Below are 24,662 nucleotides of genomic sequence, written 5' to 3'. Positions count from 1 at the left end.
CATCTTGGAAGTAACAGAACCAAAAGAGGGACACCCCATGGCACAGCTCAAAAAAATCCTACTCGTGGACGATGACGAGGATCTGCGCGAGGCGCTGGGCGAACAATTGGTGATGACCGAAGATTTCGACGTATTCGAGGCCGGCACCGGCGCCGAGGCGATGACCCATGCGCGCGATTCCAACTATGATCTGATCATCCTCGATGTCGGTTTGCCCGACACCGATGGACGCGAATTATGTCGCCTGATGCGCAAGCAGGGGGTGAAAAGCCCCATATTGATGCTGACCGGCCATGACGGCGACGCCGACACGATCCTTGGCCTCGACGCCGGGGCGAATGATTATGTGACCAAGCCGTTCAAGTTTCCTGTCCTTCTGGCCCGCATCCGGGCGCAGTTGCGCCAACATGAGCAATCTGAGGACGCCGTGTTTCAGCTGGGTCCATACAGCTTCCGGCCCGCGCTAAAGATTTTGGTGGACGAGGGTGGGCGCAAGGTGCGCCTGACCGAGAAGGAAACGAACATTCTCAAATTCCTCTACCGCTCAACCGATGGTGTGGTGGCGCGCGACGTGCTCTTGCACGAGGTCTGGGGTTATAATGCGGGCGTCACGACTCACACGCTAGAGACGCATATCTACCGCCTGCGCCAAAAGATTGAGCCGGACCCGTCGAACGCCCGCCTGCTGGTCACCGAAAGCGGGGGATATCGCCTGTTGTCCTAAGCGGATTTCCGCGAGGTCCTGCTGCGCCTTGGAACGTGCAGGGTCCGGCGACTGTTCACCTATCAGAGCGTCCCAGCGACGCTGTAATCCGGCCGCATGTCCGGCACGTACATGCACCTCCCTGTTGGACTGGCCCCGGCTTTTGCCGGGGTCTTTTTTTGGCAAAAGGGCATGCTGCGCGAATGACTTTTGCTGATTTGCATGGCCCGCCTCTCGGCGCTCTGATACGCAGGAGGGCCATACCCTCAGCCCGACGGAGACGCCCGCCATGACCTTTACCCTCGCCACTTGGAACATAAACTCGGTCCGGCTGCGCGAGCCCTTAGTGTGCAAGCTGCTGTCCGAAGAGGCCCCCGACATCCTATGCCTGCAGGAATGCAAGAGCCCGGTCGACAAGATCCCGATCGAGGATTTTGCCGCGCTGGGCTATACCCACATGATTGCGCGCGGGCAAAAGGGGTATAACGGCGTCGCCATACTGTCGAAGCTTCCAATTGAGGATGTCGGAGATCATGACTTTGCTGCGCTGGGTCACGCACGCCATGTCGCTGGGCGGCTGGAAAATGGTGTGATCATCCATAACTTTTACGTCCCCGCAGGCGGTGACGTCGCGGACCGCGAGGTGAACGAGAAGTTTGGGCAGAAGCTGGATTATCTGACGGACCTGCGCGATTGGTCCCGCGCTGACCGGCCCGAGCGCGCCATCCTTGTCGGCGATCTGAACATCGCCCCGCGCGAAGATGACGTTTGGAGCCACAAACAACTCTTGAAGGTCGTTAGCCACACCCCCATCGAGGTCGAGCATCTGGAAAATGTGATGGAGGCGGGGGGCTGGCGCGACGTGACACGCGCCGATATTCCGGACGGGCCGCTCTATAGCTGGTGGTCCTACCGCGCCAAGGATTGGGATGCCGCCGACAAGGGGCGGCGGCTGGATCATGTATGGGCCACGGGCGATATCGCAAGCGCGGGCCATTCGAGCCGCGTCCTGCGCGCCGCGCGCGGATGGGAGAAGCCAAGCGATCATGCGCCTGTGTTCGCGACGTTCGATTTGTAAGGCGGCGCCGGGGCCCAGTGTTTGCGCGGCGGCGGCCCGAGCCCTTGCAAGGCGCGGCGCGGCGGGCCATGTAGTCTTCAAAGCGCAATTTAGCGAGGCGAGATGAGATGATAGAACTTGGTGGCCAGGCCCCCGCGACCGATCTGATCAAGGACGTATCCGAGGCTGACTTTATGGCCGAGGTTGTCGAGATGTCGCAGACCATACCTGTGATCGTTGACTTCTGGGCACCTTGGTGTGGCCCCTGCAAGACCCTGGGCCCTGCGCTGGAGGCTGCCGTGACCAAGGCCGGCGGCGCCGTCCGCATGGCCAAGGTGAACGTCGACGAAAATCAGGGCATCGCCGGACAGCTGCGTGTGCAGTCGGTTCCGACAGTCTATGCGTTCTGGCAAGGCCAGCCGATTGACGGGTTTCAGGGAAATGTCTCTGGCTCTGAATTGAACGAATTTGTCGCACGCGCCGTCGCGGCAGCGGGCGGCGCGGCCCCGGAAGAGGATGGTCTGGCCGAAGCTGTCGCCGCCGCTGACGAGATGCTGGACGAGGGTGATGCCACATCCGCCGCACAGACCTTTGCCGCAATCGCAGAAGAGGACCCCACGAACGCTGCTGCCTTTGGCGGTTTGGCGCGCGCGCATATCGCCCTGGGCGAGCTTGAGCAGGCCGAGGCCGTGCTAAACGGCGCGCCTGCGGAAATTGGCACAGCGGCTGAAATCGAAGCCGCGCATGCGCAGTTGGCCTTGGCCCGCCAAGCCGCCGACGCCGGCCCGATAGGCGAGCTGGAGGCAGCGGTCGAGGCCGATCCGGCGAACCATCAGGCGCGCTACGATCTGGCCGTAGCGCTGGCCGCAAGCGGACAGAGCGGCGAGGCTGTCGATCACCTGCTGGAGCTGTTCCGACGCGACGCGGAGTGGAACGAGGGCGCGGCCAAGACGCAGCTCTTTACGGTCTTTGACGCGCTTAAGCCGAACGATCCAGTTGTGCTGAGCGGTCGGCGCAAGCTGAGCTCGATGATATTTGCGTAACGTCATGCAAACGGCGCGCGCTGGGCTGTTGTCCGGCGCGCGCCAAGGGCTAGGTATGAGGGCATGACGCAAAATACAGATCTTCCCGATGTCATTCCGCTTTTTCCGCTGCCGGGTGCTCTTTTGCTTCCTCGCGCGCGGCTGCCGCTGCACCTATTTGAGCCACGTTATCTTGCGATGTTCGACGATGCCTTAAAAACGCCGTGCCGCTTGATCGGGATGATCCAGCCGAACAAGGTGCCGGGCCGCGCTGGGCCGGGTCTGCACACCATTGGCTGCGCCGGACGCATCTCGCAATTCTCTGAAACAGAGGATGGGAGGTATATGGTCACGCTAGCTGGCATGTCACGCTTTCGCCTGATCGAAGAGGTCGAGGGATTCACACCCTACCGCCGCGCACGCGTGTCATGGACCGGGTTCGAACGTGACAATGGGCCGGAGGAGGGCGATACCGCATTCGACCGCGAGAAGTTTTTGGGCATACTGGCGCAGTATTTTGAGGCCGAGGATCTGCAGACCGATTGGAACAGCCTCAAGGAAGCCGATGACGAGCTGTTGATAAATTCGCTATCAATGCTGCTGGGGTTCGAGCCTGAGGACAAACAGGCGCTTTTAGAGGCGCCATCGCTGAGCACGCGGCGCGAGACGCTGCTAACATTGATCGAGTTCGCTATGCGGGGCGGTGACGGCGAGGGGATGCTGCAATGACAGATAAGATCGGCGCGCCAGAGTTTGACCGCCGCATGTTGGAGGCGCTGGTTTGCCCCAATAGCCACCAGCGTCTGGAATATGACGCAGCCTCTGGCGAGTTGATTAGCCGCACAGCTGGGCTTGCCTTTCCTATTCGGGCCGGCGTTCCCATACTGTTGATCAGTGAGGCGCGCGTGCTCGACTAGTCTGGCTTTGGCGCTGCGGCCCGCCGCAGCCTGTCATTGATTGCGCGGCCGAGGCCGCGTTCTGGTACGGGCGCTACCGCAATAGCCTTTGCACCGCTGACATCCAGCGTGTGCAGATGGCCAAACAGGGCTGCTGCCGCCTCGATTAGATCCCCCGAAAGTGACAGATCCAACTCAGCGCCGGGGGTGCCGCCAAATCCGAGCATCACCTCTCCGGCGCGGGAAGAGTCGGCGTTCAACCGCATGGTGGCGGTAGGCGCATAATGCGATGCCATCTGGCCGGGGGCCGTGATGGCATCATGCTCGCTGTGCAGCGCAAGGGGTGCGCCAAGTGCAGCCTCTATCGCCTCGACCGGCAAGCCACCGGGACGAAGCAGTATTGGCGTGCCCGTCAGGCCAATGATGGTCGATTCTACGCCTACGTCACACGGACCGCCATCCAGAATGGCGGCTATGCGGCCATCCAGGCCGCTCAGGACATGCTGGGGTTGCGTCGGGCTGATGCGCCCTGATGGGTTGGCCGATGGTGCGGCCAGGGGCGCACCGCTGGCAGCCAACAGGGCCTGTGCGATGGGATGCGCAGGCACGCGGATCGCGACGCTGTCCTGCCCGGCGGAAACCAGCGGCGATAGGCCCGCACCTGCGCGCAGCGGCAGAACCAGTGTCAAAGGGCCGGGCCAAAAGGCTTGTGCGAGCCGGTCCGCCATATCAGACCAGACGCCGTATGTTTGCGCCGCCGCGCTATCCGCGACATGCACGATCAGTGGGTTAAAGCTGGGCCTGCCCTTCGCCTCGAAAATGCGGGCGACGGCGGTGCTATTGAGCGCATCGCCTGCAAGGCCATAGACCGTCTCGGTCGGGATCGCGACCAGCTGGCCGTCTGCGATCAGCCTTGCGGCGTCAGTGATGCCGGCGGCATCTGGGGCGAGGGTGCGGGTGTGCATCGGCGCTGGGATCCTTGGGGTGGAGGGGGTGTTCAGAAACTGGTACGTGACTACCGCGCACCCGTTCGATTGCCAAGGATAGCCGATGCCCCCCAAGACGACCGACGAGACCGGCATAAGGTATCCGTGGCCCGAACCGCCCGCAGAGGGCGCCGCGACCCAGATTGCCCCGGGCGTTCTATGGATGCGCCTACCGCTGCCAATGGCGCTGGACCACGTCAATATCTACGCACTTGAGGACGCGGGCGGCTGGACCATCGTGGACACCGGTATCCAATCTCGTCGCAACACCGCGATATGGGAAGCGCTGCTGGCCGGGCCATTGCGGGGCCAACCCGTCAGCCGCGTAATCCTGACGCATCACCACCCCGATCATGTCGGCATGGTCGGCTGGCTGATGGAGCGCTTTGATGCGCCGCTTGTGACCACCCGCACCGCATGGCTGATGGCGCGGATGCTGATTCTGGACGAAGAGGCGCGCCCGACGCCGCAAGCGCTGGATTACTGGCGCAGTGCAGGGATGGATCCCGAAATATATGAGGCCCGCAAAGATGCGCGACCTTACAACTTTGCCGACAGCTGCGCGCCCTTGCCGGTGGGCTACACGCGGGTCCAAGAGGGCGACACCATCGAGGCAGCGGGCCGCATATGGGACGTGCGCACCGGCAATGGCCACGCGCCTGAGCATCTGACGCTGTGGAGCCGGGACTGCAATCTGGTCATTTCCGGGGATCAGATCCTGCCGTCAATCAGTCCTAACCTGGGCGTTTATCCGACCGAGCCTGAGGCCGATCCCGTCGCCGACTGGCTGGAGGCCTGCGATAGGCTTGCCGGATTTGCGCGGCCGGATCATCTGGTGCTGGGCGGTCACAAGCTGCCCTTTACCGGCTTGCCGCTGCGGATGCGCCAACTCGTCGAGAATCACCACGGCGCGCTTAGACGGCTGGAGGCGCATCTGGACATGCCGCGCACAGCAGCGGACTGTTTCGCGCCGCTATTTAAACGCCGCATCGACGCTGGGACATACGGCCTCGCTTTGGTCGAGGCGGTTGCACATCTGAACCACTTGCATAAGCTGGGCCGAGTAACACGTAGCCGCCAGGACGATGGCGCTTGGCTGTGGCAGGTTAAGGGAGAGAGCATGTGAGCGAAGAGATCAACACGACAGCCGAGGTTGTCGAAGCCGATGCCCTGCCGCGCTGCCGCGAGGTGCATACCGGCAAAGCGCACTCCAGCCCTGCCGAGAATGCGCCCGCCAGCATGAAGGCCAAGCCGTTCGAGAATAAGAGTGAGGCGGAATGGGCTTACGAGCGTTTGATCCTTTATATCCAGAATTTCGAGAAGGCGCTGGATAATGAGCATGAGGTCGCCATGGGCTTCGTCGGCGGCGATGCAGGTGTGCTGAAAATCGAGGGAATGGGGTACTTCGACCCCGATGTAATCACCTTTTACGGCAGTGATGCGTCGGGCAGTAAAACGCAGCTGGTGCAGCATGTCAGCCAGCTTAGCGTCATCCTGCGCGCCCTGCCAAAACCCGAGGCGCAGGCCGAGCCGGAGAGGATCGGCTTTCAATTGGCTGCCGAGCTGGAAAAGGCTTGAGCCTGGCGATGCGCGGTGGACAATGTCGCACCGTCGCATTCAATCTCGGCGGGCTGATGGAGCGGAGGGCATATCAGGCCGCGCGCGCCGCTTGCGGTTTGCCGAATTTCCTGATTGAGAATTTGGGCGAAACACTTTAATCAGCCGGATATGTCGGCACCAAAAGGACGGTATTTCACATGGCTGAGTACAAACATGGCGAGATGGACACCACAGAACAGGAAAAGACGTTCGATGCGTTCATCAAGTGGTCGACACGCGTGGCGATTTTTTCTATTTGCGTCCTGATTTTCATGGCACTGGTCAACGGTTGATCGCTCGCCCCGCGGGGCAGTAATTAGGAGCGACTTTATGCGCTATGCAATCATGGCACTGTGCGCCATTCTGTCTGTTGCAGGCTGTGCAGCCCCTCAGGGTGACTGGGCGACGGATGAGGAAGTGATGCGCGCGGCCTACCAACATGACGGCCCGCCGCGCCTGACGCTTTTCACGATGCTGAACAACAATAACGGGTCGGGCGCACATTCGTCGCTGATGATCAACGGCTCGCAGCGGGTGATCTTTGACGGATCCGGATCGTTCGAGCATGAAACGATCGCCGAGCAAGAAGATGTTATCTATGGCGTGACGCCGATGATCGCCGACGTCTACACCCGCTACCACGCGCGCAACACCTTTCACGTCAAAATCCAAGAGCTGGACGTGACACCCGCGCAGGCCGAAAGGGCAATGCGGTTGGCCAAATCCTCGGGCGCCGTTCCAATGGCATTCTGCGCGCGCAGCACCTCAAGCATTTTGTCCGAAATTTTTCCGGGCAGGGTCGGGCAAACTTGGTATCCCAAAGCGCTGGCCGCAGATTTTGGCAAGCTGCCGGGCGTGACCGAGGAGGTCCTCTACGAGTATGACAGCGACGACAATTCCAAGGTTCTGGCCGCGTGGGACCCTTCCAAGGTTTGATGGGGCGCAGTCCAGCGGAATGCGCTAGGGCGCATGCGGTAAATCTCGGCCCCGACGGGCCTCAGCACTGGCGCGGCGCAGGCGTGACACGAAATGCTGATGTCGGAATTGTTGCTGAGGCAGGAATGCCTCCGGCGGGGATATTTCAGGCAAGGTGAATGGGCGGTACCAACTTAGAATCGTTCCAAACCTTGACTCGGGGTTTGGTCGCGCGCATATGTCATTGAGGCAAATCAGGGGTGCATCATGTTCATTCAGACCGAATCTACGCCCAACCCGGCGACTTTGAAATTCCTGCCGGGCCAAACCGTCCTGCCCGCAGGCACGGCTGATTTTCCGTCATCCGAGAATGCAGGCGCGTCGCCACTGGCAACGCGCGTTTTTGCGGTGGATGGTGTGACGGCAGTCTTCTTTGGCAATGACTTTGTCACTGTGACAAAGGCTGAAGCAGTCGAGTGGGACCATATTAAGCCCGCGATCCTGGGCGCGATCATGGAGCATTTCCAGTCCGGGATGCCAGTGATGAAAGATGGCGGTACCGCGCCGTCGGGTCATTCAGAGCATAGCGGCGAAGACGGCGAAATCGTAAACCAGATCAAGGAGCTGCTGGATACACGTGTGCGGCCTGCGGTAGCGCAGGACGGCGGTGATATCACGTTCCATGGTTTTGACCGGGGCGTTGTTTACCTGCACATGCAAGGCGCCTGTGCTGGTTGCCCGTCCTCGACCATCACGCTGAAGATGGGAATTGAGAACCTCTTGCGTCATTACATTCCCGAAGTGACAGAGGTACGGCCCGTCGGTGTCTGACGCGCTGGTCCTTGGCTTTGATACATCGGCCGCGCATTGCGCGGCCGCTTTGCTGTGCGGGCCACGCATATTGGTAGCGCGCAGCGAGGCAATGACGCGCGGGCAAGCGGAACGCCTGATGCCGTTGCTGGAGGAGGTGCTGGCAGCGGGTGGTGCCGAGTGGACGGATCTGGCGCGGATTGGCGTTGGGGTAGGGCCGGGCAACTTTACCGGCATCCGCATCGGGGTGTCGGCGGCGCGCGGTCTGGCGCTGGCGCTGGAGATACCGTCGATCGGGGTGACGTCGTTTGAGGTGATATCCAGCGGCGAGGCGGCTGCACATGTGCCAGCGGTGCCAGCGCCGCGCGATCATGTCTATGTCGAACGCCCTGGCGGACAGCAGGCCATGCTGACCTTGGCAGACGCGCAAGCGCTGGGCCCGCCGCTGCACTATCTGCCTGAGCCGGACCAGATGGCCTGCCAGATCGCGCGCATTGCTGCGAACGCATTGCCGGGCGCGCCCCCTGCGCCGCTATACCTAAGGACTGCCGACGCCGCCCCTGCGCGTGACGCGCCGCCGGTGATGCTAGATGAGCACGGCTGAGACCCTTGCGCGGCTGCACGCGCGCGCGTTCGCGGGGCAGGGCCGGGGTTGGAGCGTGGCAGAGTTTGCTGACCTGATCGCCTCGCCTCTGTGCTGTCTGCGCGCTGGCCCGCATGGCTTTGCCCTTGCGCGCGTTATCGCGGGTGAGGCGGAATTGCTGACATTGGCGACGGACCCGGGTTATCGCAGGCAAGGTATCGCGGCCGATTTATTGTCGCAGATTGAAATTGCGGCCGCAGAGCGTGGCGCGCTTACTCAATTTCTTGAGGTCGCGGCAGACAATGCTGCCGCGCGCGCGCTTTATGCTGGCGCGAGCTACATTCAGATAGGCCAGCGTGCGGGCTATTATGCGCGCACCGGAGCCGAGGCAGTCGATGCACTTGTTCTGACCAAGGAGTTGGGCGCGCTTGACCAGGGCCAAGCGTCAACATAGGCCATAGTGCACCCGTGAAAGGCCCGCCATGACCGATTTTCTTCCATTTTTGCCCGGTTTTGCCGCCGCCTATGCGATCCTCGCCTTTGCATCTGCATCGCCGGGGCCCGCGGTCGCCATGCTGCTGGGCGTCGCCCAAACCGACGGTCGGCGCGATGCGATGGTTGCGGCGTTCGGTATCGCGGCAGGCAGCGCGACGATCAACATCGCCACCTTGCTGGGCGTCGGATTGATCTTGACGCAGGCGGCATGGGCAATGGGTGTTCTGCGGCTGATCGGGGCAGGGTATCTGCTATGGCTGGCCTATGGCGCGTTTCGCAAGGCAGCGTATCCACCTGCAATCCGAGCGCGCGAGGTGCGGCGACGTAGCCTGCCTCGCCGCTTCATGGCCGGATATGCGCTTCAGGTGACGAATCCCAAGGCGTTGATATTCTGGCTGGCCATTGCATCGGTCGGCGCAACGCAAGGCGGTGGCGCGGCCATCGTCATCGGCTTTGTAATTGGAGCGTTCGCAATCTCACTGGTAGCGCATGGTGCATGGGCGCTGCTGTTGTCGTCTGCGCCAATCCGGCAGGCCTACGCGCATGGCCGCCGCTGGATCGAGGCAGGACTAGGCGTATTTTTTGTCTTTGCCGCATGGAAGCTGGCTTCAGCGCGCTAACAAACATTCAAAACGCGCGCGCGTGCGCACTGACGCTTGCCAAGACGGCTGGCCGGACGCTAGGAAAGATGATGCAAATCTACCTGCCCATCGCCGAAGTCTCGGTAAACGCGTTCCTGTTGCTGGGCCTTGGCGGTCTTGTTGGCATTCTGTCGGGCATGTTCGGAGTAGGCGGCGGATTTTTGATGACGCCGCTTTTGTTCTTTATCGGCATCCCGCCCGCAGTCGCGGTCGCGACTGGCGCGAACCAGATCGTCGCTTCGTCCTTTTCCGCTGTTCTGGCGCATTTCAGGCGGCGGTCCGTGGATCTGAGGATGGGAACGGTGCTACTGATTGGCGGCCTCATCGGCGCCGGCTTTGGTGTGATGCTGTTCAATTATCTCAAGGCGATGGGGCAGGTGGATCTGCTGGTCACGCTGTTCTACGTTGTTTTTCTGGGCATAATCGGCGGGCTTATGTTCTTTGAAAGCCTGCGCGCGATCCGCAGGTCGCGGCGCGACGGCCCCCGCGTCCCCCGCAAAAAACATACGTGGATACAGAAGCTGCCGTTTAAGATGCGGTTTCGCACATCCGGCCTTTATATCAGCGTGATACCGCCCGTTCTGGTTGGTATGGCCGTCGGTGTTCTGGCGGCGATCATGGGGGTCGGGGGCGGTTTTATCATGGTGCCAGCGATGATCTATCTGCTGGGTATGCCGACCAAGGTGGTGGTCGGAACGTCGCTCTTTCAGATCATCTTTGTCGCTGCGTTTACCACTATGCTGCACGCGGTCAGCAGCCAGATCGTCGACGTGGTGCTGGCGCTGCTTCTGATGTTCGGCGGTGTTGTCGGGGCGCAGTTTGGCACTCAGATTGGCGCCCGTATGAAGGCCGAGCAACTGCGGATCCTTCTGGCGATCCTCGTGTTGGCTGTCTGTTTTAAGCTGGCGCTGGATCTATTGCTACAGCCCAGCGAAGTGTTTTCTATCAGCACCGTGGTGCGGCCATGATGCGCGGATTGGTCGCCGTGTTGCTGGTTCTGCTGGCCCTGCCGGGCCGTGCCGAGGAGGTCGTGCTGGGCCTTAGTCGCAACACCATCGCCATCGACACCACCTTCGACGGGTCGGAAATACTGCTATTTGGCGCGATCAAGCGCGAAGAGGCGATCCCACCCGATGAGTTGGGCGTCGTCGTGGCCATCGCCGGGCCCAGCCAGCCGTTGGATGTGCGCCGCAAAGAGCGGCGCTTTGGCATTTGGGTGAATGTCGATGCGGTCGAGGTGGATGTCGCCCCCAGTTTTTACGCGGTCGCCACATCGGGGCCATGGAAGGACGTGCTGAGCCAAGTCGAGGATTTGCGCCACAAAATTTCCATCCCCCGCGCAATCCGGTCCGTCGGCGCACCCGGCGGCGTGCGCGATGCCCAAAGTTTTACTGACGCCGTTATCCGCATTCGCGAGCGCAGCGGCGCCTACCAAATGCGCGAAGGCGCGGTCGAGTTGACTCAGCAGACGTTGTTTCAGACGTCGCTGGACCTGCCGTCGAACCTGACCGAGGGCAACTATGTCACCCGCATTTTCCTCACGCGCCGCGGGCAGGTCGTGTCGAAGTACGAGACGATCATCGATGTGCGCAAGGTCGGGTTGGAGCGGTGGCTTCACACGCTGGCAAAGCAGCAATCGGTGCTCTATGGCCTGATGTCGCTGGCTATCGCGATCATTGCGGGCTGGGGTGCGTCGGCCCTCTTCCGTGCGCTGCGGCGAGGCTGATAAAGGCTAGCTCAGTGCGAGATAGGCGTTGATCTATTCGCATTTTGGCAAATCGCCAACGGATGTTCGTTTGTCGATAAAATTGCTGGGTATCCCTGAAACCCACAGCGCCTGACTTTTGTGAGATCGGTCATTGAAGGCTGTTTTGGGGTAAAAGATAATCGGAATATTCAGGCAGTTTTGCCTTGTAATATCCATGTTTGCTTAGTTATACGCGTTGGTGGAGATGTGGCCGAGTGGTCGAAGGCGCTCCCCTGCTAAGGGAGTAGGCCCGGAAGGGTCTCGTGGGTTCGAATCCCATCGTCTCCGCCACCCACCTTTGAAAACTAACAATAATTGCGGAATCAAGGCTCCTTACCCGCCAACCAACCCGCCAAGCCAAATGCTCTTGGAAACCACTCACCGCGACGAGTGATTCTAAAGATTACGCTTACGTTCGCATCTCATCCCAAAGCAATATGATGATAGTCTTGCAATTGGCGCACTGACCAGTGCCGGAACATGGCTCGACGCCACAGCTCCTCGCTAACAGTGGAGACTTCCAAGTGACGCTTTTAAGTTGGCGCTTGTCTTTCCTGCAGCACTTCAAGCCAGATTACTCTGCCAGCAGAATCTCAGCCATATCATCCAACGTCTTTTTCGCGACGCGCCACTGCGGCAGGCTTTCGCCCACCAGCCGCCAAAACTCGGGCCCATGATCGTGATGCTTGAGGTGGGCAATTTCGTGCAGCACAACGTATTCGATGCAGACACGCGGTGACTTGATCAAATGCGGGTTCAGTATGATCTTGCCGCCAGCTGAACAGCTACCCCATTGCTTGTTCATTTCCAGAAGCCGCAGTGGCGGCGCTTGATTGACCCATGGTAGGCGCGTGGCCGCCTCGTCGATCATGCGAACGAAATAGTCTCGCGCCTTCACCTTATACCAACCGCGCACCTTGCCTCGTATGATGTCCGGATCGGAGGATTTTGTTTCAACCACCAATCGATTGCCTTTCAATCGGACCGGCTTTGGTTGGCTGTCCGTTGGCAGGACTTTCAAAACATAGCGGCGCCCAAGGTACAGTATCTGCTCGCCGGAGACATATTCGCGGGGTCGGACATGCGCAAAACGCGCCCTGGCCTCTGCGACATGACCGACGATCCATCGCGCGCGCTTCTGCACCGCAGCACGAATGGCTGCTTCGTCAAACACCGGGGGCACGTCCACAGACACCGATCCGTCCGGATCAACATGGATTGCAATCCGAGAAGAGCGTTGGCTGTCAACCTTCACGTTGTAGGAGATCTGTTGGTCGCCATATGTTAAGAAATGTTCGGATGGCATCAGCTGCCCTTGGCCTTGCCTGCACGTACGATGCCGATCACTCGGTCGATCATTGTCTTGGCGTCATCCAGCCCACCGAAGAACTTGAAGTAACGCGGTAACAGAGCCTTGCTGATCTCGGTCTCTATGTTACCGGGGCTGATCGAATGGGTCTGCACCGCGTTGTCCACGGTGTCGTCGATATACATGGCCTCGGCCACTAGGACGTCCTCAGGCTGATCCGCTGCCTTAGCGCCCAACTGATCAAGGAACGCACCGAAATATGCCTGTGCCCTCGGGCGATCCGTGAACCGATCCGGCACACCGGGCGTGTCACGCCTTTCCACAGCCTCCTCTAGGTCCTTGAACAACACATACTGCTTGTTTGGGTGTTCAAACATCGCCTCGGCGTTGGCGATAGCTTCTTTCAGCATCTCAGAGAAAACACGTTGGGCGTGCGGGTCGTCATTCAGGTTCTGCTCGATGGTCTTGCGAATACGGGTCTTGATGACGTCCGCCTCGGTGCGAGTCTTCTCCTCCGACCACTCGGCGGGGTCGTCGTTGTTGCCCATAGTGCCGACCAGGATCACACCTTCTGAATCAACAATCTCCTGACCAATAACCTGCTTGTCGATGAGTTTGCGGATTTGATCCTCATACTCGGAGAAGTCCACGGTCTCATGCGCATCGCGTTTCGCCTGCACTCGTAGATCGGTGAAGAACTTCAGATCGCGCTTGTAGGCTTGGATGGTCTTTTCGTCAAAAGCCCCATCCTCGAAGAACGCGCGCGACGACACAGCCAGCTTCAGGCACATGCCGAACGCCGTGAGGGCGTCGTAGAAGTCTTCACGGACCTTCTGCCGATTGTCGACGGAACCGCCATCATCGCTCTCCGTGTAGCTCGGAACCAGCACCTGACGGAACTGCTCAAAGTCAGCCCTGTTCTTCACGTCTTTGAAGATCGCCCAGAGGGCATCATGCAGTGCAGGCAGGCGTTTGTACTCGGTCGAGACGTTGGCGATCGTGCCCTTTAGATCGTCGATGTCATATCCGGCCTGGGTCTGTGCGGCGAGATCCTGATAATCTTGGATCGAGGTGTCCAACTCGGCCAAAATGCCTCGGTAGTCGATCAGGAATCCGTGCTTTTTGGCCTCATGCAGGCGGTTCACCCGGGCGATGGCTTGCAGCAGGTTATGCCCTTTCAGATGCTTGTCGATGTAGAGAACGGCGTTTCGCGGTTCATCAAACCCTGTCAGCAGCTTGTCCACGACGATCAGGATGTCGGGTGCCCCATCGGTGCTGAAATCCTCGACAATACGGGTCTCATAGTCCGCCGCATCACCGTCAACATTGGCTTTCCACCAAGATTGCACCTCAGGAAGCTTGGTCTCGTCTGCTTCCGTATGGCCTTCGCGCGTGTCGGGGGCCGAGATTACGACCGCGCTCGTCACCATGCCTGTCGCATCAAGCGCCTGCTTGTAGCGGATGGCAGACAGTTTACTGTCCGTGGCCAATTGCGCCTTCAGGCCAAGATCGAGCTTGCCGAAATTCTCGGTGAAATGGGTGGCGATGTCCCAAGCGATCAAATCGATCCGGTTGCCTGCGCCATATACGCGGCCGCGTGTGGCGAACTTCTGCTTGAGGTCGGATTTTTGCTTGTCCGATAGGCCCACGGTGATCTTGTCGAACCACGCATCAATGGCCTTGTCGTTGATGTCGACCACCGGCTTGCGCTCTTCATAGACCAGCGGCGTCACGGCCCCGTCCTCCACTCCCCTCTGCATGGTATAGGCGTGCAGGATCGGCCCGAACTTGTTGCGGGTCTTATCCTCCTTCAGCAGGGGCGTGCCGGTGAACGCGATGAATGCGGCATTGGGCAGCGCCATGCGCATGCGCTCGTGGTTCTCGCCGCCCTGGCTGCGATGGCCTTCGTCAACCAGCACGATCAGCTTGTCAGACGGGTTGTGGCATTCGGGCAGCTTGGTGGCGGATGTGAATTTTTGCAGCAGGGTGAAGATGATCCGCTCGTTGCCATGGCCAATTCGCTGGGCCAGATCGCGGCCCGACTGGACCTTGGCCTTTTCGCCATCTTTCTTGGTCGCCACGTCCGAGCCAAATGCCCCACCTGTCAGAAAGGTGCTGGCCAACTGCTTTTCCAGATCGACGCGGTCGGTGACGATAATTATCCGGCAGTCGGTCAATGTCTCCTCCAACAGCAACGCCTTGGTCAACAGAACCATCAAGTTGGACTTGCCCGAACCGGTCGTGTGCCAGATCACCCCGCCCTCACGGCGGCCATCGGGCTTTTTCTTGCGAACCTGCTCCACGATGGCTTTGGTGCCTTGCACCTGCTGATAGCGCGCCACCATCTTGCCGATCTTCTTGTCAAAGAACGTGAACCGCCGCGCCATGTCCAACAGCCGGTCCGGGCGCAGTAGGCCGATGATCAGCCGGTCCTGTTCGGTTAACAGCACGGGGGCCGCATGCAGCGCCTCATATCCTTGTCGAGCCCACTGGGGGCGGTCGGCGAACAACGCAGTCTTTTGCGCCACACTCAGCGGTGTGTTGCGGATGGCGGTCATCGCGCCGTCGCTCAGGTCTTCCTCACGCCAGATCGAATAGAATTTTTTCGGTGTGCCGGTCGTGCCATAGCGCCCCTCTGCGCCCGAGATCGACAGCAGCAGCTGGGAATAGGCATAGAGGTCCTGAATACCGTCGCCCATCTGGTTGCGCAGGTGCTGGCTGATCCCCTCATCAACCATGGCCTTGTCCTTGGTCGAGGAAACCGGGCGCTTGGCCTCGATCACCGCCAGCGGGATGCCGTTCACATAGCCCACGATGTCGGGGCGAAAGCGCCCGAGTCCGGCGGGCCGCTCGACCGAAAGCTCCTCGGTGACGTGAAAGGTATTGTTGGCCGGATTCGCCCAGTCGATCAGCGGCACGGTCACTGATGCCTTCTGCCCGTCTACAAACTCGGTCACGGTGATGCCCAGGGTCAGGTGCTGATAGATCGCCTTGTTGCCTGGGATCAGCCCTTCGCTTAAACCGGTCCTGCCCAACTCGCGGATCACCGCGGCAATCCCTGCAGAAGACAGCGGATAGCGTTGACCCTTGAAGTCGAAGCGGTACGCGGTCAGTCGGTCTCGCCGAACAGCCGTCAGGAGCACGGCGCGTTCTGACCCGCGCATTGCCAAGGCTTGCGCTGGGGGCAGATACTCCCACCCCATCGCCATCATCACATGCAGCGCAGGCAACTTGGCGGCGGCTTCTTCCTTCGTGTCGGGCACCTGTGTGCCAGCGTCAGGCATCGAGAACCACCCGCCGCTTGCCGGTCAGCAGTTGCTGCATCAGCGCCTTCTTTTCGGTGCGGAGGTGCATGATCTGTATTGATAGGTTTGCCTCCTCACTTTGGGCTACCTCTAGAACATCGGCGATCTTCTCCTGTTCTTCGACCAACGGTAGGGTCAACTGCAGGTCCAGCAGATGTCTCTTGGACAAATTGTACCTTGTGGCTCCTTGAGCGAGCCGGTGTAGCAATCTCCGAAAGTCTTGGCCCCTTAATAAAAAGCGCGCGAAACGAGGACGAAGCGTTTCAAAATCATGCAGCCTGAAACCAAAGCAAAAGCTATTGAGAAACACGTCTGGAATATCGTCGAGGAGAACCGAAGACATCCCTACTTCATTTGGCGTTTCCGACGATGTAGTGAAGAAAATATCCCCGAAATAGACACGGTTTTGCCGGTCATTCACATCAACATCAACGTAGTCGAATTGCGATGGATCAATTCGAGAGTTCTGAAAGATATTCAGATACGGAATATAGGGCATTCCCTCTCCAAAATCCTGTTTTGTCTTGCCGGTCAGCCCGTTGAAAGTAGAGCCAAGACTACCCAGCCGTACCTCCCGCCACTCCTGCCCCTCAAACTCGGGAAAGCGGCGCTTGCCGGTGAGGAGGGATTGCATCAGGGCGCGTTTCTGAGTGCGGGCGGTGGCCAGCAGCGCCTGCGCCGTCTCGATGGCCCGGTCCCAGGTCGACAGGATCTCCGCGATCTTCCGTTGCTCGGGGAGTGGGGGGACCAACATTGGAATTTTTTCGAGCGCGGCCTTGTTGAGCTTGTATCGGCCTGCGCCCTGTCGGGATAGGTGCGGTATTAATCGCCGATGATGGAAAGAATAGAAGAACCAATCAACTGTGCAGTTTGGACCTTCGCCTACAACGTGGGCATGATTATTGACATTGAACCTGCCGCTCACGACTTGCGTCTGAGGCTTGCCTGAAAAGTTGATGAAGTGATCGCCATCCTCACCTATAAGGGCGTAGCGACCATCAATACGATATTCGTCTATCTTATCCAAGCATCCGGTCGGACCGAAGTAGGGGTAGTCCCCTTTCATCGATTTCCGCTCTTCCACGGACAGAGGGTGGCGAAGCGTGTTGTTTATGCGGCAGGCCGATCCTACTACGGACAGCGACCACCCGTCAGGAATCTCGTCGGCACCTACTTCCTTGAGGGCACGATGCTGATCAAGAGCCATAACCAAGCTCCTCTAAGTACCCTACCATACGGGTTTCCAACTCGACCAGATCGCTTTTCAGTCGTGTGCGTTCGCCCCGCACCGCCATCAGATCAATCTCAGCTTCTTCCTCGAATGTATCCACATAGCGCGGGACGTTCAGGTTGAAATCATTCTCGGCGATCTCGTCCACCGTGGCGAGATAGGCGTATTTGTCCACGGTTTTGCGCGCGGAAAATTCGCCGGTGATCTTGTCCAACTGTACCTCGGTCAGCGCGTTCTGGTTAGTGCCTGCCTGAAACTCGCGGCTGGCGTCGATGAACAGAACCGACGTGTCCGGCTTGGACTTGCGGAACACCAGAATCGCCGCCGGGATACCCGTGCCAAAGAAAAGCTTTTCCGGCAGGCCGATCACCGCATCCAGCAGGTTCTCCTCGATCAGCTTCTGACGGATCCGCCCCTCGGAGGAGCCGCGAAACAACACCCCATGCGGCACCACCACAGCCATGCGGCCCGTCTTGGGCTTCAGCGTTTCGATCATGTGCAGGATAAACGCATAGTCGCCCTTAGTCCGGGGTGGGATACCCCGGCGGAACCGCCCGAACTTGTCCGTCTCGGCTGCCTCGGTGCCCCATTTATCCAGCGAGAACGGCGGATTGGCCACGACAACGTCGAAATGGCGCAACATGTCATCAGAGGTGCGCAGTTTGGGGTTGCGGATTGTGTCACCCCATTCGACCTGATGGTTTTCCTCACCGTGCAAAAACAGGTTCATCTTGGCCAGCGCCCAGGTCGAGCCGATGGCCTCCTGCCCGAACAGGGCATAGCGTTTGGTCCCGGTCCTGTCGCGGATCTGCCGCCCGCATTTCATCAGCAGCGAGGCAGAGCCGCAGGCCGGGTCGCAGATGTCATCGCCCTCCTGCGGATCAACCAGCCGGGCCATCAGAGTGGAAACCTCGGCGGGGGTATAGAACTCGCCCGCTTTCTTGCCCGCCGTCGCAGCAAAGCGGCTGATCAGATATTCATAGGCGCCGCCGATGATGTCCAGCTGCCCCACCCGCGACGGGCGCAGGTCAAGCTGCGGCTTGGCGAAGTCCTCCATCAGGTGGCGCAGAATGTCGTTCTTCTGCTCCTCGGCGCCCAGTTTGTTGGAGTTAAAGCTGATGTCCTGGAACACATCGCGCAGCTTGTCGCCATTGGCCTCCTCGAACGCATGCAAGGCCTTGTCGATCCGCTCGCCATTCCCAGCCTCGTGACGGCGTTTGTGAAGCGCATCGAAGCTGGAGCCCTCAGGCAGCACAAACGCCTCCTGCTGCATCATCGCCTCGACCAGATCGGGCGCTTCAGGATGCTCGGCCACGTAGCGGGCCTTGTGGTCCTTCCAGACGTCGCTGACGTATTTCAGGAACAGCATGGTCAGAACATAATCCTTGTAGATCGACGGATCGACCACCCCCCGGAACGTATCACACGCGCCCCACGCAGCCTTGTTGATCTCGGATTGGGTCACTGGGTTCATCTGGGGAGCCTTATTAACGGTAAATCGATAAACACCAGCCACAGCGGGTTAAGTATTGCGTGAAAGATCCGGGATCGATGGTCGGAGGCACCATTTCGCGCGCGGGCAATAAGGTCAAGCTGAGAGAGGCCGCGCGGGGATGGTATCTTGCGCTTTGCACTGGATGATCTACTGCATAGGGCCAGTCGTTGACCGGTCGCGAAGCTTCGAGCTCGGATAGCGGCTAGGGCCATTTTAATCCTGCTATCGCTCAGGGCGACGATCCAGCCCGCTTCTAGTTGGCGATGTTCATGGCATTACCGGTCTGCCGCCTGAGGTGTCTATCCGCCCGAATAAGCCCTCGTCCCCTGATCTTTTTCTCAAGCGTTAGCACAGTCGTCTTGGAACGCCATGTGTCAATCCCTGACACTCGCCGTGAATGCGTCACCAAGGTTGCCATCTACGGGACATTAGGCCTTGTCGAGGCGCATCTGGAACTATTGTGTCAAGCGAACGGCGCAAGTCGAACGGGGCCGTCAGTGCCCCTTGTTGGCATCACTTCGACGACTTTCTAAACATCTACGTGCGCCCGCATGCGCGCACGACATGGGGTGTTAGAAAAGCTATGAATGTTGAGGGAAACAATGCCATCGAAAAACTGGCGTAAATTTTCGATACAAATGCCCTCCGCACTAGTGGCTGACTTTATATTGCTCCACCAAGCTAAGCTTGCGCGAAACAAGGAAATTATTGGGGACTTATCCAAATTATTGTACGCCGGGTGGGCTACATGGTAAAGTGAGAGTTTGATGTCGCGAGGGACAAAAGGTGACCGGTTCAGACCTGAAAGAGCTTCGCCGCATGTTTGGGTTTTCGCGCCGACAACTGGCGATACACATTGAGGTGCATCCCGATACGATCCGTTACTGGGAGCGGAAAACCTTGCTGAGCGCCTATGCGAAGGTGCCAATGCAAATTTTGCAAGAGCTTGGAATTGGTTTCCTTGATGTTTCCACGGTGCTTAGGTCGGTGCGATTTAAACGACTTATCACGCATCTTACAATCGAGAGGCCCCGGGAGTTGGCTGAACCCACGCCCGAGGAAGGAGGCGCCATTGGTGGAAATAAAATCAGTAGCTGCGCAGCCAAGACCCGCACTGGTTCATTGTGCCAGGCCAAGCCCGTCCCCGGGCGAAAAAGATGCAGGATGCATGGGGGGCTGAGCACAGGTCCGAAAACTGAAGCTGGCCGAATGCGTATTTCTAGGGCCCAGAAAAAGAGAAGGGCGAAAGAGTGCCATGACCAATGACTGCCTACGCTCAGCCCTTTGCCTCGACTTCGGCTCCCGATCATTGCGGAAGAGGTCCTGCCTTTCTGGATGGGTTGGCGACTCAGCTAAGATCCATGCGCGGCGCCTTTTACGCTGAAGCTATACTAGAGACCTTCAGGGTCTATTGTCCGGTGTCCCTTTATTGTAATCCGGTGTTCTGCGGGACGGAATGCACCGGGCAGGTTCGCCCGCCATGTTGCATACGGCCCGAACAGAGCAAACGACGAGTTTTTACTCGTTGCCACCGCCCAAAACCTCCGCAAACTGGCCCAGATCTTTCCTGCACCGCAGCAAATACGAAACGCTTGACAGGAAAGGCGCTTGCCCCCCAATCAAGGGGCCAATTTCTGCGGCAGCAACACGGAGTTGTTCCACAGAATGGGCGGGAAGCGGAAGTTCGCTGCAATGCCGAGAGCACCCATATTCATGAACGAAAGCAGACATTGAGCGGCTTTGCATATTGCATGCTCCTGATCGTTAGCGGTTTTTCGTTCCTATTTACTCCTTGGCGTCAGCACATCATTGGGCAATGCTCACGGTGATCAAGGACGGACAGGAGCGACCGCGTGTACATCAACCGATTTCTTCAAATGGACAAGGAAGATGGAACGCAAGCGACGGTGGCCGACTTGGATTTCGCCCGATTGCAGCAGCCAAAGGTTCTATTGGGTGCACCAGGCGGCGGCAAAACCGAGGCCTGCAACGAGATGGCCTTTCAGCTCAACGGGCAGAAAATACATGCGGAGGATGTAGTCTGTGGCCTCTTTGACAGTACTCCTGAATTTGAAGATCAGCTTCTGGTCATTGATGGATTGGACGAGGTAGCCTCGGAAGAAATTCCGAAGGCATTCACCAAAATACTTATTGAGATTAAGCGACTTGGCTACAGGAACTGGCTGGTAAGTTGCAGGTCTTACGAATGGCGGTCCGCACTTTTTGATCCTCGGATTAGGACCGCATTCGGTGAGACGGCAAGAGTTGCACATATGGGCGATCTCTCCGACGATGAGGTCCTGGCGCTGCTCGATAACTTCTCGTTTGATGGGGACGCAAAGCAGTTCCTGAAAGATGCAGAAGAGAATGAGGCTACTGACCTTCTGAGAAACCCTCAGACTTTAAAAATGCTCTCTCGGGCGGTCCAAACCCATGGTTGGCCAACTACGAAGACAGAGCTGTTCCTTTCTGCTTGCAAGGCGATGGCAGCCGAAGACAATGTAGTCCATCAGGCGAAGGGCGCAGATCGGCCAACTCCCGATCAGATCATCGAGGCAGCCGGGTGGGTTTGTGTTCAGCTGCTAATGTCGGGAGGACGCGCCATTTCATTGGGTGGCCAGGTCTCCCCCATTCTTCATAGACCTGCAGAATTGGCCAGTGAGGCCTATCCAGAGGAAAGTTTAGAACAGGCTTGCAAGACCAAACTCTTCAAAACGGCTGAAAGAGACAACGTCGAACCAGCGCATAGGACGGTTGCTGAATTCTTAGCTGGCCTTTGGCTAGCGCGAGAATTTCGGGCAAATCCGCGAACACTCTCACCTGCACGAGTAATGAGTTACCTAACGTTTGGCACAGGAGAAGTGCCTCCTGCACTTCGAGGGCTCCATGCATGGACGATTTCGCTAGACGAAACGAATAGACTACAAAACATCCGAAATGATCCTTACGGATGTTTGAGATATGGCGATCTATCGGGTTTCTCCGACGGTGAAGTGAAGGCCTTGCTCGATGCACTCAAGGCGCTGTCCGAAACAGATCCGTTTTTCAGAGGTCAGGACTGGTACACACGGTTTGGACGAAGTCTTGGTCGAATTTCGATAAAGGAAGAGTTTTTAGCAGCTGTCTCGGACGTTGACGTATCATACCAATTGAGATGCACGCTTTTGGATGCGATTCAGGGAACCGATTTGGCAGCCGAGGTCGCGGATGATCTTAGGGGCATCGTTATAAACGAGAATGCGACACCAAGAGAAAGACATGCGGCGATTGACGTTTTAGCGAGTAGCTCGAAACCCACGGACTGGAAGGCACTTTCCGAGGAATTGTTGGCGAGTGGAACTACTGAGAGTCTGAGGATTTCGCTAGACGAGATCATTTCGCACAACCATGCACTTTTCTCCGGGAAAGAGATAGCTGCTCACATCAAAGCCTATGAAGCAGCCACTTCAAACGAGGATGACCCAAATGTCGCTGGCGTTGGGTTTCGTATTTCAAGGGAATGCTCCGACCAACAAATCATGGAAATCTCACAGGCGATTGCCGTGGACATTCCTGAAGATCCTGACCGAGCCAAGCGGGGCATTCACAAAGGGCTAGAGGAGTGGCTACTCGAGTTCATCCCGCGTGTCCTATCGCGCGACAAAAAACCAGCGGCAGGAGAATTGTGGTCGCTGATTTCGCGACTAAGTGGCTACTCATACAGGAAATCGGATTGGGAAAAGGTCGCGCAGCCTTGGTTCAGCGAAAATGACGACATTAGACGCCAGATCCAGGAACTCGCCCTAGATAGTGCCGAAAACGATAGCCATGGCTGGATGACATTTTTTCGACTCTCAGACCTTTCGTCCGGTCTGCATCTAAGAGAGTCCGACATCGTCCATCACCTGCATAGACTAATTGCCGCGAATGACAGACCTTTGGATTGGCTAGAACGATGGAAGAACCTCGTTCGGTGGGCCCAGTCTCATCGTGACTTTGATGGGATTGCGATGGAACTGGCAAAAGAACAAGCGGTAGCGGTCCCCGAGCTTCAACCGGTACTTGACGACTTATTGCGTCCACCCGCGCACGACTATGAGGCGGAACATCGAGAGCATCGACGAAAGGATAATGAAGAAAGAGAACTCAAGGCCCAAAGGAGACATGCGAGTTTCACGGAGGTCCGCAAGAGCATTGAGCAGGGGGAAAACCTTGGCGCGCTGTACGACGCAGCACGGGCCTCGCTCGGTCACTTCTATGAATTCAAAGAATCCGCGTCCCCTAAAGAAAGAATCGCCGAGATGGCTGGGAAAGAGAATCTTTCTTCTGTCATTTCAGGCTTTGAAGCAGCCGGAAATCGGAGTGACATCCCGAGCGTCAGAGACTGCGCTGATCTGCGGGTGCGCGAGAATAAGGTATTCCACCTTGAGACAATCTCACTAGCATTATGTGTGGAGGTCTACCTTTCGGGCAAGCCACTGACTTGTTTGCCCAAAGAAGTTCTGCTCTGTGCTCTTTCAGCATGTAGGTGGGGTCTACATTTTTCAGGAAACGCATCTGAAAAGCTACAGCCGAAGCTTGAAGATGTGCTGTTCAAGGACAGAGCAACGAAACTCAATTTTCTCAAGGACACGATTGAGCCAGGCTTGGAAGTTAAAGAGGAACACGTCTCTGGTCTGCATCGAGCGACGACGGAAGAACAGTTCGCAGACGTTCTCCCTGAGCTTGCCGTCGAGTGGCTGGAGCGGTTTGAGCAAGCATCAGAAGGCGCTGTCTGGAGCATTCTAAAAGCTGCTGTTCGCTTTGTTGATCGTTCTGAAATAGCAGATTTGGTTGAGACCCGAATCCAAAAAAACGAGTGGGCAAGTGACGAACATCGGCGCGCATGGCATGCGGCGGCGTTCGCGCTTGATTTCAGTCGTTTCCACTCTGCTCTTGTTTCGTTTGCGGATGATAGCGATGAGCACCTATGGGCATTCAAAGCTATCGTATCGAACCGCAGGACTGAGGAGCATACTTCGTTGCAATTGAGTGTCGAGCAACTCCATTTCTTGGTTGATAGATTTGCACTTCGGTGGCCAGTGGTGAGCCCACCGAGCAGCGGATGGTCAGGGTCACACAACGGCTGGGACGCTACCAATTGGATACACGGTCTCATCAACTTGATCAGTGATCGGAAGACTAAGGACGCAATTGCCAAACTCAGAGACCTCGCAGACTCTGGACGCATGGGCGATTATCAAAACCATGTTCTCCACGCACTAGCTAACGCGCGGCGTGCGTTTGCTGAGACGCATCATTCTACTGCCACTTTGGGGGATGTCCGAAGCGTACTGCTTTCGGGTAAGCCGACGAATGTGTCTGACCTTCAGATATTGTTTTTGGAGGCGTTGGAGATTTACCAAACTAGGATCCGAACTGGGCAAACTGACACGTATCTGACGTATTGGGAAGGGGACAAACCCCACATAGAAAACTACTGCAGGGACAGGCTCTTAGATGGTCTTGAGCAACCGTTGGAAAACTATGGAGTGCGTGTTCACAAGGAAGGGGCGATGGCCAACGAGACGCGGGTTGATCTGTTGCTAACGTGCGACGACTTTGATCTTCCGGTGGAGATCAAGAGACAGTGGCATGCCAATGTCTGGAGTGCTGCAAGTGAGCAATTGGAGGCGTACTCAGAAAATTACAGGACAGATGGGACGGGCGTATATTTGGTAATCTGGCACGGCCCAGTAGTAGGGAAAACAATCCCCAAGCCATCTGTCGGTGAGCGGCCCAACGACGCAGAAGAGATGTTAGAAGCCCTGAGCAAAAATCAGCCCCGTGAGCTTTCTTCAGCCACGAAGATAGTGGTCTTGGATGTATCGAAGCCACAGTAGGCATTCA

The 24,662-nt window shown here is 58.0% G+C and carries 22 protein-coding genes and 1 tRNA gene; 18 read left to right on the top strand and 5 right to left on the bottom strand.

All coding sequences use genetic code 11. The features are described 5' to 3' along the window. The first annotated feature begins 37 nt into the window (after positions 1-37). The 5 genes from MK6180000_RS14380 (at position 38) to MK6180000_RS14360 (ending at position 3,699) form a co-directional block, all read left to right on the top strand. The gene (locus MK6180000_RS14380; protein ID WP_138935358.1) at positions 38-724 is read left to right on the top strand and encodes a response regulator transcription factor; all 687 of its coding nucleotides are present in this window, start codon (positions 38-40) and stop codon (positions 722-724) included. A 268-nt stretch (positions 725-992) separates the two neighbouring features. Beyond that, a complete protein-coding gene (locus MK6180000_RS14375; RefSeq protein ID WP_138935357.1) occupies positions 993-1,781 on the top strand; it encodes an exodeoxyribonuclease III in 789 nt (262 codons plus the stop codon). A gap of 107 nt (positions 1,782-1,888) precedes the next feature. Then, complete coding sequence (locus MK6180000_RS14370; RefSeq protein WP_138935356.1) at positions 1,889-2,803, top strand: tetratricopeptide repeat protein; 915 nt, start codon at positions 1,889-1,891, stop codon at positions 2,801-2,803. Positions 2,804-2,866: 63 nt separating this feature from the next. Then, positions 2,867-3,511: an LON peptidase substrate-binding domain-containing protein gene (locus tag MK6180000_RS14365; protein ID WP_138935355.1), complete on the top strand. Its 645-nt coding sequence runs from the start codon at positions 2,867-2,869 to the stop codon at positions 3,509-3,511. Next, a complete protein-coding gene (locus MK6180000_RS14360; protein WP_138935354.1) occupies positions 3,508-3,699 on the top strand; it encodes a Trm112 family protein in 192 nt (63 codons plus the stop codon). The genes MK6180000_RS14365 and MK6180000_RS14360 overlap by 4 nt, the downstream gene beginning before the upstream one ends. Here the strand turns inward: MK6180000_RS14360 and MK6180000_RS14355 are convergent. Then, positions 3,696-4,643 (bottom strand): L-threonylcarbamoyladenylate synthase, encoded by a 948-nt coding sequence (locus MK6180000_RS14355; protein ID WP_138935353.1) that lies wholly within the window; start codon positions 4,641-4,643, stop codon positions 3,696-3,698. The genes MK6180000_RS14360 and MK6180000_RS14355 overlap by 4 nt on opposite strands. A gap of 85 nt (positions 4,644-4,728) precedes the next feature. Between MK6180000_RS14355 and MK6180000_RS14350 the strand changes: the two genes are divergently transcribed. From MK6180000_RS14350 to MK6180000_RS14300, 11 genes are all read left to right on the top strand, one after another. Next, complete coding sequence (locus MK6180000_RS14350; RefSeq protein ID WP_138935352.1) at positions 4,729-5,790, top strand: MBL fold metallo-hydrolase; 1,062 nt, start codon at positions 4,729-4,731, stop codon at positions 5,788-5,790. Next, the gene (locus MK6180000_RS14345) at positions 5,787-6,242 is read left to right on the top strand and encodes a DUF6173 family protein (protein ID WP_138935351.1); all 456 of its coding nucleotides are present in this window, start codon (positions 5,787-5,789) and stop codon (positions 6,240-6,242) included. The genes MK6180000_RS14350 and MK6180000_RS14345 overlap by 4 nt, the downstream gene beginning before the upstream one ends. A 179-nt stretch (positions 6,243-6,421) precedes the next feature. Next, complete coding sequence (locus MK6180000_RS14340) at positions 6,422-6,556, top strand: aa3-type cytochrome c oxidase subunit IV (RefSeq protein WP_138935350.1); 135 nt, start codon at positions 6,422-6,424, stop codon at positions 6,554-6,556. A 37-nt stretch (positions 6,557-6,593) separates the two neighbouring features. Beyond that, positions 6,594-7,199, top strand: coding sequence for a hypothetical protein (locus tag MK6180000_RS14335; protein ID WP_138935349.1), 606 nt, complete (start codon positions 6,594-6,596; stop codon positions 7,197-7,199). 246 nt (positions 7,200-7,445) lie between these two features. Beyond that, on the top strand, positions 7,446-8,009 hold the full coding sequence (locus MK6180000_RS14330) for a NifU family protein (RefSeq protein ID WP_138935348.1): 564 nt from the start codon (positions 7,446-7,448) through the stop codon (positions 8,007-8,009). Continuing rightward, positions 8,002-8,592, top strand: coding sequence for a tRNA (adenosine(37)-N6)-threonylcarbamoyltransferase complex dimerization subunit type 1 TsaB (tsaB, locus tag MK6180000_RS14325; protein ID WP_138935347.1), 591 nt, complete (start codon positions 8,002-8,004; stop codon positions 8,590-8,592). Before MK6180000_RS14330 ends, tsaB begins: the two co-directional genes overlap by 8 nt. Then, positions 8,579-9,025 (top strand): GNAT family N-acetyltransferase, encoded by a 447-nt coding sequence (locus MK6180000_RS14320; RefSeq protein ID WP_138935346.1) that lies wholly within the window; start codon positions 8,579-8,581, stop codon positions 9,023-9,025. Before tsaB ends, MK6180000_RS14320 begins: the two co-directional genes overlap by 14 nt. Before the next feature lie 28 nt (positions 9,026-9,053). After that, positions 9,054-9,686 (top strand): LysE family translocator, encoded by a 633-nt coding sequence (locus tag MK6180000_RS14315; RefSeq protein ID WP_138935345.1) that lies wholly within the window; start codon positions 9,054-9,056, stop codon positions 9,684-9,686. A 71-nt stretch (positions 9,687-9,757) separates the two neighbouring features. Beyond that, positions 9,758-10,675, top strand: coding sequence for a sulfite exporter TauE/SafE family protein (locus MK6180000_RS14310; RefSeq protein WP_138935344.1), 918 nt, complete (start codon positions 9,758-9,760; stop codon positions 10,673-10,675). Beyond that, complete coding sequence (locus MK6180000_RS14305) at positions 10,672-11,433, top strand: TIGR02186 family protein (protein WP_138935343.1); 762 nt, start codon at positions 10,672-10,674, stop codon at positions 11,431-11,433. The genes MK6180000_RS14310 and MK6180000_RS14305 overlap by 4 nt, the downstream gene beginning before the upstream one ends. A gap of 222 nt (positions 11,434-11,655) precedes the next feature. Next, positions 11,656-11,745, top strand: a tRNA-Ser gene (locus MK6180000_RS14300). A gap of 283 nt (positions 11,746-12,028) precedes the next feature. On the opposite strand, the gene MK6180000_RS14295 is transcribed toward MK6180000_RS14300, so the two are convergent. From MK6180000_RS14295 to MK6180000_RS14280, 4 genes are read right to left on the bottom strand one after another with little or no spacing between them, the layout of a single operon-like run. Next, entirely contained in the window at positions 12,029-12,760 is a 732-nt protein-coding gene (locus MK6180000_RS14295) for a M48 family metallopeptidase (protein WP_138935342.1), read from the bottom strand. Continuing rightward, positions 12,760-16,047 (bottom strand): type I restriction endonuclease subunit R, encoded by a 3,288-nt coding sequence (locus MK6180000_RS14290; protein ID WP_138935341.1) that lies wholly within the window; start codon positions 16,045-16,047, stop codon positions 12,760-12,762. The genes MK6180000_RS14295 and MK6180000_RS14290 overlap by 1 nt, the downstream gene beginning before the upstream one ends. Beyond that, complete coding sequence (locus MK6180000_RS14285) at positions 16,040-17,275, bottom strand: restriction endonuclease subunit S (RefSeq protein ID WP_138935340.1); 1,236 nt, start codon at positions 17,273-17,275, stop codon at positions 16,040-16,042. Before MK6180000_RS14285 ends, MK6180000_RS14290 begins: the two co-directional genes overlap by 8 nt. Continuing rightward, a complete protein-coding gene (locus tag MK6180000_RS14280; RefSeq protein WP_138935339.1) occupies positions 17,265-18,773 on the bottom strand; it encodes a type I restriction-modification system subunit M in 1,509 nt (502 codons plus the stop codon). Before MK6180000_RS14280 ends, MK6180000_RS14285 begins: the two co-directional genes overlap by 11 nt. Before the next feature lie 807 nt (positions 18,774-19,580). Between MK6180000_RS14280 and MK6180000_RS14275 the strand changes: the two genes are divergently transcribed. After that, the gene (locus tag MK6180000_RS14275) at positions 19,581-20,060 is read left to right on the top strand and encodes an HGGxSTG domain-containing protein (protein WP_138935338.1); all 480 of its coding nucleotides are present in this window, start codon (positions 19,581-19,583) and stop codon (positions 20,058-20,060) included. Between the two features lie 587 nt (positions 20,061-20,647). After that, on the top strand, positions 20,648-24,655 hold the full coding sequence (locus MK6180000_RS14270; protein WP_138935337.1) for an NACHT domain-containing protein: 4,008 nt from the start codon (positions 20,648-20,650) through the stop codon (positions 24,653-24,655). Positions 24,656-24,662: the final 7 nt, after the last annotated feature.

The organism is Roseovarius arcticus, assembly GCF_006125015.1.
Classification (GTDB): domain Bacteria; phylum Pseudomonadota; class Alphaproteobacteria; order Rhodobacterales; family Rhodobacteraceae; genus Roseovarius; species Roseovarius arcticus.
Note: the sequence above shows the minus strand (reverse complement) of the source record. Positions and strands in the feature narration are given on the sequence as shown.

Bases quoted from the DNA above. Each gene is read 5' to 3' on its own strand.
- MK6180000_RS14380 (WP_138935358.1), top strand. From the start codon at position 38: ATGGCACAGCTCAAAAAAATCCTACTCGTGGACGATGACGAGGATCTG.
- MK6180000_RS14375 (WP_138935357.1), top strand. From the start codon at position 993: ATGACCTTTACCCTCGCCACTTGGAACATAAACTCGGTCCGGCTGCGC.
- MK6180000_RS14370 (WP_138935356.1), top strand. From the start codon at position 1,889: ATGATAGAACTTGGTGGCCAGGCCCCCGCGACCGATCTGATCAAGGAC.
- MK6180000_RS14365 (WP_138935355.1), top strand. From the start codon at position 2,867: ATGACGCAAAATACAGATCTTCCCGATGTCATTCCGCTTTTTCCGCTG.
- MK6180000_RS14360 (WP_138935354.1), top strand. From the start codon at position 3,508: ATGACAGATAAGATCGGCGCGCCAGAGTTTGACCGCCGCATGTTGGAG.
- MK6180000_RS14355 (WP_138935353.1), bottom strand. From the start codon at position 4,643: ATGCACACCCGCACCCTCGCCCCAGATGCCGCCGGCATCACTGACGCC.
- MK6180000_RS14350 (WP_138935352.1), top strand. From the start codon at position 4,729: ATGCCCCCCAAGACGACCGACGAGACCGGCATAAGGTATCCGTGGCCC.
- MK6180000_RS14340 (WP_138935350.1), top strand. From the start codon at position 6,422: ATGGCTGAGTACAAACATGGCGAGATGGACACCACAGAACAGGAAAAG.
- MK6180000_RS14335 (WP_138935349.1), top strand. From the start codon at position 6,594: ATGCGCTATGCAATCATGGCACTGTGCGCCATTCTGTCTGTTGCAGGC.
- MK6180000_RS14330 (WP_138935348.1), top strand. From the start codon at position 7,446: ATGTTCATTCAGACCGAATCTACGCCCAACCCGGCGACTTTGAAATTC.
- MK6180000_RS14320 (WP_138935346.1), top strand. From the start codon at position 8,579: ATGAGCACGGCTGAGACCCTTGCGCGGCTGCACGCGCGCGCGTTCGCG.
- MK6180000_RS14315 (WP_138935345.1), top strand. From the start codon at position 9,054: ATGACCGATTTTCTTCCATTTTTGCCCGGTTTTGCCGCCGCCTATGCG.
- MK6180000_RS14310 (WP_138935344.1), top strand. From the start codon at position 9,758: ATGCAAATCTACCTGCCCATCGCCGAAGTCTCGGTAAACGCGTTCCTG.
- MK6180000_RS14305 (WP_138935343.1), top strand. From the start codon at position 10,672: ATGATGCGCGGATTGGTCGCCGTGTTGCTGGTTCTGCTGGCCCTGCCG.
- MK6180000_RS14295 (WP_138935342.1), bottom strand. From the start codon at position 12,760: ATGCCATCCGAACATTTCTTAACATATGGCGACCAACAGATCTCCTAC.
- MK6180000_RS14290 (WP_138935341.1), bottom strand. From the start codon at position 16,047: ATGCCTGACGCTGGCACACAGGTGCCCGACACGAAGGAAGAAGCCGCC.
- MK6180000_RS14285 (WP_138935340.1), bottom strand. From the start codon at position 17,275: ATGGCTCTTGATCAGCATCGTGCCCTCAAGGAAGTAGGTGCCGACGAG.
- MK6180000_RS14280 (WP_138935339.1), bottom strand. From the start codon at position 18,773: ATGAACCCAGTGACCCAATCCGAGATCAACAAGGCTGCGTGGGGCGCG.